The 9,834-nt window shown below is 41.3% G+C and carries 9 protein-coding genes and 4 tRNA genes; 4 read left to right on the top strand and 9 right to left on the bottom strand.

What is annotated here, in order from left to right; translation table 11 throughout:
• The 8 genes from H5158_RS21715 to murB form a co-directional block, all read right to left on the bottom strand.
• A partial coding sequence (locus tag H5158_RS21715; protein ID WP_246175643.1) for a GTP-binding protein occupies positions 1-161 on the bottom strand: 161 nt, incomplete at its 3' end.
• Between the two features lie 134 nt (positions 162-295).
• Positions 296-371: transfer RNA gene (locus H5158_RS21710), tRNA-Thr, on the bottom strand.
• 12 nt (positions 372-383) lie between these two features.
• Positions 384-458 (bottom strand) — tRNA-Gly (locus tag H5158_RS21705).
• 45 nt (positions 459-503) lie between these two features.
• Positions 504-588: transfer RNA gene (locus tag H5158_RS21700), tRNA-Tyr, on the bottom strand.
• A gap of 39 nt (positions 589-627) precedes the next feature.
• Positions 628-703, bottom strand: a tRNA-Thr gene (locus tag H5158_RS21695).
• Positions 704-823: 120 nt separating this feature from the next.
• Entirely contained in the window at positions 824-1,519 is a 696-nt protein-coding gene (locus H5158_RS21690; RefSeq protein WP_182719320.1) for a type III pantothenate kinase, read from the bottom strand.
• Entirely contained in the window at positions 1,516-2,508 is a 993-nt protein-coding gene (birA, locus tag H5158_RS21685; RefSeq protein ID WP_182740887.1) for a bifunctional biotin--[acetyl-CoA-carboxylase] ligase/biotin operon repressor BirA, read from the bottom strand. The genes H5158_RS21690 and birA overlap by 4 nt, the downstream gene beginning before the upstream one ends.
• A complete protein-coding gene (gene murB, locus H5158_RS21680) occupies positions 2,505-3,515 on the bottom strand; it encodes a UDP-N-acetylmuramate dehydrogenase (RefSeq protein ID WP_182740886.1) in 1,011 nt (336 codons plus the stop codon). The genes birA and murB overlap by 4 nt, the downstream gene beginning before the upstream one ends.
• Before the next feature lie 143 nt (positions 3,516-3,658).
• Here murB and H5158_RS21675 point away from each other — a divergent pair, with 143 nt between their 5' ends.
• Positions 3,659-5,503: a M1 family metallopeptidase gene (locus tag H5158_RS21675; protein WP_182740885.1), complete on the top strand. Its 1,845-nt coding sequence runs from the start codon at positions 3,659-3,661 to the stop codon at positions 5,501-5,503.
• Positions 5,504-5,571: 68 nt separating this feature from the next.
• Here H5158_RS21675 and H5158_RS21670 read toward each other — a convergent pair whose 3' ends face one another.
• Positions 5,572-6,210, bottom strand: coding sequence for a DUF2057 family protein (locus tag H5158_RS21670; protein ID WP_149983338.1), 639 nt, complete (start codon positions 6,208-6,210; stop codon positions 5,572-5,574).
• 89 nt (positions 6,211-6,299) lie between these two features.
• Here H5158_RS21670 and H5158_RS21665 point away from each other — a divergent pair, with 89 nt between their 5' ends.
• The 3 genes from H5158_RS21665 to H5158_RS21655 form a co-directional block, all read left to right on the top strand.
• Positions 6,300-6,671: a histidine triad nucleotide-binding protein gene (locus tag H5158_RS21665; RefSeq protein WP_149983339.1), complete on the top strand. Its 372-nt coding sequence runs from the start codon at positions 6,300-6,302 to the stop codon at positions 6,669-6,671.
• A gap of 226 nt (positions 6,672-6,897) precedes the next feature.
• Positions 6,898-7,554: a response regulator transcription factor gene (locus tag H5158_RS21660; protein ID WP_149983340.1), complete on the top strand. Its 657-nt coding sequence runs from the start codon at positions 6,898-6,900 to the stop codon at positions 7,552-7,554.
• A 134-nt stretch (positions 7,555-7,688) separates the two neighbouring features.
• The coding region (locus tag H5158_RS21655) for an ATP-binding protein (RefSeq protein WP_182740884.1) at positions 7,689-9,834 on the top strand (2,146 nt) is incomplete at its 3' end.

Raw genomic sequence — 9,834 nt, 5'->3', positions numbered from 1 at the left:
GGAGCGTTATCGATTGATGCGAAATCTTTAGCAACACCGCCGTATACTTTTGCAAGTACGTTAGTGATTGCTGCAGTTAGGGTAGTTTTACCGTGGTCAACGTGGCCGATTGTACCTACGTTTACGTGCGGTTTTACGCGTTCAAACTTTGCTTTTGCCATGACGGAACCTATCAGTTTTGTGTATCTAGATTACATATGAAAATAATCCACCAGAGGTAGATTAAGTTAAATTTTTCAAATTTCAAATAGTATTTTCTGACAGATAAAGGAAGTAATCAAGAAGATTCTAAGACTGGTGCTGATAGGCAGAGTTGAACTGCCGACCTCACCCTTACCAAGGGTGCGCTCTACCAACTGAGCTATATCAGCAACACCAGAAACTGGAGCGGGCAGCGGGAATCGAACCCGCATCATCAGCTTGGAAGGCTGAGGTAATAGCCATTATACGATGCCCGCGTTAGCAACCTGTTCTTAAACTACCTCTAACCGTCAAGAATAAAGTGGTGGAGGGAGCTGGATTCGAACCAGCGAAGGCTGAGCCGTCAGATTTACAGTCTGATCCCTTTGGCCGCTCGGGAACCCCTCCACGATAATTCTTTACTAAACACTTTCGGTAAAAGGAAAGTGGTGCCGACTAACCGAGTCGAACGGTTGACCTACTGATTACAAGTCAGTTGCTCTACCAGCTGAGCTAAGTCGGCACTGCTTTAGTACGGGGCGAGATATTAGAGGAAGGTTGGTGGTGATGCAACAAGAAAATTAAAAAAAATGTGATTTTATGTGCCGAACGCTCACAAATCAGGCAAAACAGCCTGTTTTTGTTAATTTTTGCTCAATTCATACCAGTAATTGAGCCCCTTCATCACTAATTGCGGATCATAAATCGCGTCTAAAAATTGCGCTTTCAATAATGCACCATAGCCACCAGCAAAAATTAGTTGAGGTTTTTTATTGGTTAAATGTAATTTTGCTTGTTCAACAGCCCCTAAGGTTGCCACTAGCGCGCCATTTTTTAAACCATTAGGTGTGTTTACACCCAGCTCATTCGCAAAAGGCGTGTTGGCATCATCAAAAACACGCTGCGTATTCTGTGTTAATGAGCGTGTCATGAGATCAAGGCCAGGTAATATCCAACCTCCCAAATGTTGTCCTTGTGCTGTAAGTACATCAATTGTTGTGGCTGTGCCTGTGTCTATCACGATGCAATCTTGTTGCGGCCATAATTGAAAAGCAGCAATTAAACCAAGCCAGCGATCAATACCTAAATTACTAAATTGTTGATACGCACAGCTAAGGTTACTCAATTGTTTAGTCACTTTCGCTTCAAAACATGGCACCTGAAATGCCGATGCTTGTGCTAATAGTCCATTGAGTTGCTCATTTTTACCAACACTTGCATAAACCAGCTCGTTAATTTTCCGCCAAGGTAGCGCACTAACATCACACGGCTTGATTTCGCCTTGCTGGCATAGCGCTGCTTTAAGTGCTGTATTACCTACATCGATTAATAATCTCATTGAACTGCCTTGCGTAGTGAAATTTCACCACCGTAATAGCTTTTAACCTCACCATCTTGGCGAATACGAATACCACCTTGTGGATCTATGCCTTCACAGATACCGCGCCAGCTTCTATGCCCGGTATTTAACTCCACACACTGTCCTGCAAAGGCGTTGAGTTCGTTCCACTGCTGATACATGTCATGCAAGCCAGTTTGACTGTACTGCGCTAATCGTTGCTCAAGGTGGTATGTTAAATGTGCCACCAGCTGATTTTTATCAATCTGTTGGCTATGTTGGCTCAAATCAGTCCACGCTTGGTCGATTTGCTGGCTGTAGCTTGTGGGCATTTGCAAATTAATACCAATACCTATCACGAGCTGGCATGGCCCTTGTGGCTGACCATCTAATTCGACCAAAACACCTGCGAGCTTTTCTTTATTAAGATAAATGTCGTTTGGCCACTTGAGTTCAATATCTAACTGATACAGTGCTTTTAACGTATCGTAAACAGCTAAGCCTACTGCGATAGACATACCCATTGCGGCTTGCAGCCCGTCATCTAAGCGCCAGAAATAGCTATAATACAAGTTCGCACCAAATGGAGACTGCCAAACGCGTCCGCGTCGCCCACGCCCTGCTTGCTGCATTTCCGCGACGACGACGGTGCCTGAATCCAGTGCTTGTTTAGCCGCAATACGGCGCATTAACTCACTGTTGGTCGAATCAATGATCGGATGCACTTCGATATTTGCCGTACTGGCGTTCAAGCCTTGATAATATTGCTGGATCTTATTTTGCTCTAACAAGCCCACGGAGTTATTAAGGCTATAACCCTTACCGCTAACTTTAAAAATATCCAGCCCCATCGCTTGTAAACTTTGCATATGTTTACTCACTGCGGCGCGACTAATGCCAAGTTGCTCACCAAGTAATTGCCCAGAGATAAAGCCACCCTGATTGAGCGCATTTAAGATTGCTAATTTATTACCATCCGGCGCCTTCATGCTAACTCCCCTAAACCGATATGGCATTCAGTATCATTATTCATCAAGCGAACTTCGTGCTGTAAGCTTATTTGATAACGTTGCCATATTTGCTGCTGGATATGTTGAATCATTTTAATTAGGTCACTGCCTTCACTGCCACCATAATTAACTAAAACTAATGCTTGTTGCTGATGCACTTCAATTCCTGCGATACGGTATCCTTTTAACCCTGCTTGTTCTATTAACCAACCGGCAGCTACTTTATGGTGGTGTTCATCATAGTAATAATGAGGCAACTGCGGATGCGCGACGAGCAATTCGCTAAGTAACTGGTTTTCTATAATTGGGTTTTTAAAAAAGCTTCCGGCATTGGCAAGTATGTAAGGATCCGGTAATTTGCTGTTACGAGTTTTAATCACTTGCTCAAAAACCGTCTGCGCCGTTACCGACTCAAGCTGTTGTAAAGGACCGTAGCTTAACTCTGGCTGCCAAAGTTTTGGTAATGCCAATGCAACACAAGTGATCACTGCTTTATTTTTTAATTGATGCTTAAAAATAGACTCTCGATAGCCAAACTCGCATTGTTGACAACTAAGGCGGATGAGCTGCTTAGTGGCGATATCAAAATATTCTACGTATTCAATAAATTTTGCCAGCTCTACACCATAGGCACCAATATTTTGTACCGGTGCTGCGCCAACTGTGCCGGGGATCAAAGCAAGGTTTTCAAGCCCAGGCATCCCTTGTTTGAGCGTATATGCAACAAGCTGATGCCAGTTTTCTCCTGCAGCAACTTCAAGTAAGTAATCATTGTCGCGTTCAATGATGGCGATACCGGTAGTCGCCATTTTAATTACAGTGCCTTGATAATCGCTTAAAAATACCGTGTTACTACCTTCACCTAAAATGCAAAAAGGGCTATCAAACGTCAGTAGCTGTAATTGTGTAAGGTCAGTGATTTCGCACAGTTGTGAACACTGGCTCGGTAAAGAAAATGTATGAAAAGCTTGCAAAGAGAGAGCCACAAAATGCCCCAAAGGTTAATTGTCACTAATCGCAATAGTGTAACCTATCGTCGCAAAACGCGCATCAGATTGTAAAAATTGCTCAACCCTGATGGTCAATCATGATATAAAACCTGCACTTTTTATTTCCGTCCAGGGTCAATATGAAACTTAAACCACTTTTTTTAAGCCTCGCAATGGCAGGTATGTGCTCTCAAGCAATGGCCAGTGCCATTGATCAAAATTCCTATGCTAATCTTGATGATGTTATTACCACACACTTAAATCTTGATTTAGACGTTGATTTTGCCGACAAGCAGTTAGAAGGTTTTGTTGAGCATACGTTACAATGGCAAAATGCCGACAGCAAAACATTGGTACTTGATACCCGTGACTTAGATATTGATAAAGTAATGTATCAAGATCAAACTGGTGGCTGGCATAAAGCAAAATTTACCCTTGCTGCACGTGATGATGTTAAAGGCTCAAAGTTAACTATTACTTTTAAAAACCAAGCAGCAAAAGTACGCATTTACTACAATAGTCGCCCAGAAGCATCAGGCTTACAATGGTTAACACCTGAGCAAACAGCCAGTAAAACTCATCCGTTTATGTACAGCCAATCGCAAGCAATTCATGCTCGTAGTTGGATCCCAGTACAAGATACACCAGCGATGCGTGTAACTTACTCGGCACGTATTCATACACCTAAAGATGTTCGTGCGGTGATGAGTGCTGACAACAAAGATGCACTTTATAAAGATGGCGATTACATTTTTGATATGCCTCAAGCAATCTCTCCTTACTTAATTGCGATTGGCGCTGGTAATCTAGAATTTAAAGCTATGTCACGCCAAACCGGCATTTTTGCTGAACCAACCATTTTAGATGCATCAGTTGCTGAATTTGAAGACACGCAAGCGATGATCGATAAAACAAGTACCATGTACGGTGAATATGCTTGGGGCCGTTATGACCTCTTAATGTTACCGCCGAGCTTTCCTTTCGGTGGCATGGAGAATCCACGCCTGTCGTTTATCACTCCAACGGTTGTTGCTGGCGATAAAAGCTTAGTTAACTTAATCGCTCATGAGCTTGCTCACTCTTGGTCTGGCAACTTAGTAACCAATGCTACATGGGAAGACTTATGGCTGAATGAAGGTTTTACCTCGTACGTTGAAAACCGTATTATGGAAGAAGTTTATGGTCGTGACCGTGCGGTTATGGAGCAAGCGCTTGACGCTGCAGGCCTGCGTGCTCAACTTAAAACTATTGCAGCGCCAGATACTCGCCTTAACTTAAAACTTAATGGCCGCGATCCGGACGATGCATTCAGCTCAGTGCCATATACTAAAGGCCAGCTATTCTTAATTTACCTTGAAAACAAGTATGGTCGCGACAAGTTCGACCCATTTGTAAAAGCCTATTTTAAAGAGTTTTCATTCAAATCTTTGACCACCGCAGAGTTTGTTACTTACTTAAAAGCGAACTTAATTGAACAGTATCCAGGTGTTGTTAGCATGGATAAAGTAAACGAGTGGATTTTTCAGCCTGGCTTACCGAGCGATGCACCAAACCCAACCTCAGATGCATTCGATAAAGTAGATAGTGCAACTGCAGCATGGTTAAAAGGTGAAACAACAGCCGCACAACTTCCTACGGCAAATTGGACTGTGCATGAGTGGTTACACTTTTTAAATAACTTACCACGTGATTTAAGCCTAGATAAAATGGCGATGCTAGACAGTGAGTTCAATCTTACACAATCAACTAACGCAGAGCGTGCTTTTGCTTGGTTTATGCTTGCGGTTGGCAATGGCTATCAACCTATCTATCCAGCACTTGATAAACACTTATCAGGTATTGGCCGTCGCAAGTTAATCGTGCCGTTATACAAAGCTCTAATTACTAATGGTAAACGTGAATGGGCACATGACGTATACCTAAAAGCGCGCCCGGGTTACCACCCACTTGCGCAAGGTACTATTGACGACTTGTTTGCTAAGTAATAGCTAAATAACTCAAAATTAAAAAAGGGCGATTTATTCGCCCTTTTTGCTATCTATTTTAATCAGCGCTATTTATTTTTAGTGACTTTATCAATGAAAGCTTGCTGCTCTTGAGCACTGGCTTGTTGCCACCAAAAATCTAACATGGCGGCAGCACTAGGCGCATTACCTGCATTAGGTGCAGGGCGAGAAACTGGAGCTTGTAAATTAGCAGCATTAGGTGCAGCTCTGGTTGTTGATGCTGCTGTTGGCGCTACTTGCACTGTCGCAACTTGAGAGCTGGCACTACTTGTCAAATCAGGCTCAGCTATAATAGCCAGTGGCGTGCCTAATGACGCTCCTTTTGCTTGTAAGCTCACTTGCGGCGCTTCTGCAAAAACTTCTGCTGCTACCGCATTATCAGCACGGTTAAACACCACATCATAATCTGTATTAGCAGCAATGGTCATCGTCACCCAAAATGGTTCTGAGTCGATAACTTGATGCTCATCGTAACCTTGCTCGTACAGATCGGTGTATTTAAGTTTGACCTGATATACGCCAGGAACTAGTTCGATTTCATCAACACGATTGAAAAATGAATGTTCAATTTTCTTATCGCCCACTTGTAATGGGACTATTTCTTCAGGAAAATTAACGGTTTCAGCCACACTTGTCGCACTCAAAAATAATGACACAATACCGCTTAATAATATCTGTTTACGCATAATAGCTCCTTGTTGTTTGATTTCAGTTTGACACTGCAGGCAAAGTTTGTCATTAGTGACTTTAGTACAACCGACAAAGAGCCCTTTAAATGAGCCAAGAAACTATTTTTACTAAAATTATTAACCGCGAGATCCCAGCTGATATCATCTACGAAGATGAGCTTAGTTTAGCGTTTAGAGATATCAACCCTCAAGCCCCTTTTCACGTGCTGATTATCCCGAAAAAAGCGATTGCGACCATCAATGATATTACTGAGCAAGATGCGCCAATTGTTGGCCACCTGTATGTGGTAGCTGCGAAAATAGCCAAACAACAAGGCTTTGCAGAGGATGGTTTCCGCGTGGTAATGAATTGCAATGAACATGGCGGGCAAACTGTTTATCATATCCATTTACATATGCTAGCTGGTAAAATAATGGGATGGCCTCCTTATCAAGATAAGACAAAAGGTTTAATTTAAACTGGTTTACTGTAAATATTTGTAAAAAAACACCAACTTTGGAAAAAATATTATTTTATATTAATTTCAATCATTTACAGTTATTTTTAAATTTTTCCTTTGTGAAAAATACGAAAAACGTTATAAAACTATGCATATCTTACCCCCAAGTAATAAATTTCTAATACAAAAGGAGCGGGTTGCATGTTAGGATTGATTGGTCAACTTTATTCAAGAGTATATAAGTATGAGTAGTACAGCCTTTTTGTTACTAGATCTAGAGCCAATTAATACAATTGGTATTAATGTATTAGAGCCTTTATTAAAAACCCAAGGGCTCAATGTTACTAACGGAACAAACATATCTGAAGTTCCTGAGGGAACGCGCTTATTGTTTATCGAAACATCAAGCCAAGACGCTTGGGGTAAATTGAAAGAGCAACTGGTCAACCTACGAGTTAAATGCGATATCGTATTATTCAACTTAGACGAAAATCCAGAACTTGCTAATCGCGCATTGCTGAGCGGTATTCGGGGGGTTTTTTATACTACCGACAACGCTGATGTGCTAATGAAAGGCATTCGTTTATTACTGGAAGACCAGCTGTGGTATCGTCGTGATATCATGTGCAACGCGTTAAACCGTATGCTGCAATTTAATAAAGACGCATTACATAAACTTACTGACGGTGATATTGAACCAGTAAAATTAACTAAGCGTGAAAAAGCAATAATCTCTTTGATGAGTAATGGTTCTAAAAATAAAGAAATAGCTGAAGCGTTAAGCATTAGTCCACACACGGTAAAAACTCATTTATACAGCGCATTTAGAAAGACAAAATGTCGTAATCGTATTGAATTATTATCGTGGGCACAACAAAATATTCCTGACGAAATTCGCTAGCCTAGCAACTCTTATTTTAATATTAAAAACAGGTACTTTGTGCCTGTTTTTTGTTTATTCAAGAGCGCGATATTTGCTAACAAACGCAATTGCCATTATTCTAAACTCGTCACCTCGATCTGCTTGGAATATGAATGCTCGACTCCCTCACGCTCTACTCTGCCAGCGCCGCCATGATGGTCGTCATGGCATTACTCAATTTTTTAACTTGGCGCGCCAACAAAAACACTCCAGGCACAGTGTTATATATTCTTTATCCTTTAGTGCTATTTATTGCCTTGATGAGCTTTGCCTTACATGGTCATTTCGATAGCACCGCCACTATTGTACTTGCAAATAGTTTATGGTTTAGCGCATCCATCATTCATGCGTTAACAATCAGCCAATTTTTAGGTTATCGCGGCAAAGAGTTTCGGTTTTTTGTATTAGCAACCTTATTTTGCGGAGCGTTGCTAATGTACTTTACCGTAGTTGACTCTAACCTACGTAATCGTATGCTGGCCTCTGATTTACAGCATATAAGCGAAGCATTTTTCTTACTTTATTTATTTATTCGCTTTGCGCGCAAACCTTACCCTAACGGTAGCATCGTCTATATTTTGATCCTTACGATTATCAGCTGTATTTTTACTGGGCGAGTTTTTTTAATGGAAGGTGTGAACAACCTAACACTACTGAAAGAAAACTGGTTTACCATTACGTTATTGATCAATGGTGTGATTGCGCCAATATTTTATACCACTGGAATGGCGTTACTGTGTAATGAGCGTAGAGAGCAAAATCTCAACCAACTAACGAGCAAAGCGCAAAAAGATTTAGAAATTCGCGGGCTATTCTTATCAACTATTAGCCATGAAATTCGCACCCCCCTCAATGGTATTTTAGGTAGCGCACAACTAATTTTGAATCAATCAACCGATCCCCGTGATAAACCTTACTGCGAAGCCATTATAAACTCTGCAGAATCACTTAACTTATTGGTTGATAAAGTACTTGATTACGCCAGCCTAGACCAACACAACGAAGCGCTCTATGAGGAAGACGTAGAATTTAAAACCTGGTTGCATAACTTATGTTTATTACTTAGCCCACTAGCTGAGCAGAAACGCTTAAAGTTTGAGTTAATTTATAACCTCCCAGAGCAAGCTTGTTATTACTGCGACCAACAAAAACTTCGGCAAATCATCATTAACCTCGTTGGTAATGCGATTAAATTTACCGACAAAGGTGAAGTTAAAATTCGCGTAGAGTTATTAGAGGAGCGCCAACTTGAACATCATATTCGTATTAGTGTAATTGACTCGGGGCCTGGCATTGAAGATGATGAAATAGAATACCTTACAGAGCCATACGTACAAAGTAGCGCAGGTAAAGAAAAAGGCGGAACAGGCCTAGGCCTTGCTATCACCAGCCGCCTACTAGCCAAACTGGGCTCCCAACTTGATATTACCAGTGAGTTAGATAAAGGCAGTTCGTTTAGCTTTGATATCACGCTTGTGCTTGGCGAACTCAGCCTTGTTGAACAGCGCCATCAATCAAAAGATTATTTAACTGGATTAGATGTATTACTGGTCGAGGATTTAGATTTAAATCAAAAAATAGCCATAGAATTTATGGCTGATGATGAGCATAAAATCAAGCTCGCCCGCGATGGTAAAAGTGCTATTAACCTGATGCAAGAGTACCACTTTGATGTTGTGCTATTAGACATGAACCTGCCAGATCTGACTGGCCAAGAAGTACTTAAAACCCTCAAAGGTATGGAGCATAAAAATCAACGTACCCCAGTACTCGCCTTTACTGCCAGTTTAAGCCCTGACGAAATCAAAGAGTATTTCTCATTAGGAATAAAAGACATTGTTGGTAAACCAATTAAACAACAAAAATTACGCCAAGCATTAAGTGATTCACAAAGCAGCCATGCACCCAGTATTGCCGTTGAGCTGAGTGATGTTTTATATGACAATACCGCAGAAGACACATTAAAAAGCTCTTTTAGTGAAGACGAGATTTCGTCTATTTACAACGAGTTTGTATTATCCGCACGCAACAAGCTGATCCGTGCTCAGCAATTATTAGATGAAGATAAAGAACAATGTATCAAGCTGCTCCATCGCCAAGCAAGTACCGCTTTACAGCTCGGTTTTAACCGCTACGGTATAGAGTTAAAAAAAATAGAACGACGCTTACTCGATAACAAACCGCTTATAGAGTCACTCACAGAAGCGTTGGTACTGTGGCAAAATAGCCTTGAGCAATATTTAAAGTATGTCAGGGAGC

Origin of the sequence: Pseudoalteromonas sp. SR45-6, assembly GCF_014163545.1 — a bacterium.
GTDB classification, from domain to species: Bacteria; Pseudomonadota; Gammaproteobacteria; order Enterobacterales; family Alteromonadaceae; genus Pseudoalteromonas; species Pseudoalteromonas rhizosphaerae.
Note: the sequence above shows the minus strand (reverse complement) of the source record. Positions and strands in the feature narration are given on the sequence as shown.

Bases quoted from the DNA above. Each gene is read 5' to 3' on its own strand.
- H5158_RS21690 (WP_182719320.1), bottom strand. From the start codon at position 1,519: ATGAGATTATTAATCGATGTAGGTAATACAGCACTTAAAGCAGCGCTA.
- H5158_RS21660 (WP_149983340.1), top strand. From the start codon at position 6,898: ATGAGTAGTACAGCCTTTTTGTTACTAGATCTAGAGCCAATTAATACA.
- H5158_RS21665 (WP_149983339.1), top strand. From the start codon at position 6,300: ATGAGCCAAGAAACTATTTTTACTAAAATTATTAACCGCGAGATCCCA.
- H5158_RS21675 (WP_182740885.1), top strand. From the start codon at position 3,659: ATGAAACTTAAACCACTTTTTTTAAGCCTCGCAATGGCAGGTATGTGC.
- H5158_RS21670 (WP_149983338.1), bottom strand. From the start codon at position 6,210: ATGCGTAAACAGATATTATTAAGCGGTATTGTGTCATTATTTTTGAGT.
- birA (WP_182740887.1), bottom strand. From the start codon at position 2,508: ATGAAGGCGCCGGATGGTAATAAATTAGCAATCTTAAATGCGCTCAAT.